At 59.6% G+C, this 959-nt stretch carries 1 protein-coding gene and 1 pseudogene; both read left to right on the top strand.

The annotated features are described in order from the left end of the window. Window positions 1-493, top strand: a pseudogene (locus tag RA19_RS24905) (beta-ketoacyl-ACP synthase II); the annotation flags it as partial. Beyond that, a partial coding sequence (locus RA19_RS27115) for a hypothetical protein (RefSeq protein WP_193748337.1) occupies window positions 493-959 on the top strand: 467 nt, incomplete at its 3' end. The pseudogene RA19_RS24905 and the gene RA19_RS27115, both read left to right, overlap by 1 nt.

The following is a 959-nucleotide window of genomic DNA, read 5'->3' as shown; positions in this document are numbered from 1 at the left end:
GCCATTTGCCGAAGTCGCAGGATTTGGTTTCGGAACAGATGCCATGCATCTGACGGCGCCCGATCAGCGCGGGGGCGGATCGGAACGTGCTATTCGGGCAGCCTTTGCCGCTGCAGAATTACCAGTAGAGCTGGATACGGGTGATGTGATCAACACGCACGGTACAGGAACGTCCCCCAACGATCGCATGGAAATGGCCGTAATCCGACGCTTGTTTGCCGATAAGGGCATGCAGCCCGCCGTAGCGGCCACAAAATCCCTGACCGGCCATATGTGCGGCGCCGCTGGTGTGATCGAAACCATCGGTTCTGTATGCGCTCTTCTAGATGATGCGGTACCCCACATCGCGGGTATGACTACACCGGACAGCGCTGGGAAAGGTTGCGATTTCGTCGCCGGCAAACCGCGAGAACTCACTGTGCAGCGGGTACTGAGCCTAAACAGCGGGTTTGGCGGCACCAATTCAGCGCTGCTGCTTCAGAAGGTGGCATGATGAGCAGGCATGACGAAGCCACTTCAATTCACCTGGCCTTGCCGCAATCCGAATTGGACCGCTGTTTCCGGCGTGAAGTGAAATGGCCGCAAGCCTTTCGGGTTGGCACGGATTCACGCCTGCTTCTGCTTGCGCTGCATAGGCTTTTCGAGGCCACCGGGCTGAGCCGTGCCGGCCGTCATCACGCTGCAACCTATCTTGGCTGCCGTTACGGGGCTCAGGAATGTTACGGCGAATTCGATCAGGCGCTGTCTGAGGGGCGGTCCAACCCGCTCGCCTATGCCTATGCTCTGCCATCCATTCCGCTGGCCTGCGCAAGCTTGCTTTTTCAGATGAGGGGCCAAACATACACGGTTGTGGGTCCTCAAGCTGGCGTGCAGATCGCGGACATGGCCGCCACGTCCCCGCAGACTGGCCACCCGATCATTCTGGCCGCGCTCAGTAGCCCCGCACATGCCGTATCCGA

It is taken from the genome of Leisingera sp. ANG-M1 (assembly GCF_000813745.1).
GTDB lineage: Bacteria > Pseudomonadota > Alphaproteobacteria > Rhodobacterales > Rhodobacteraceae > Leisingera.
Note: the sequence above shows the minus strand (reverse complement) of the source record. Positions and strands in the feature narration are given on the sequence as shown.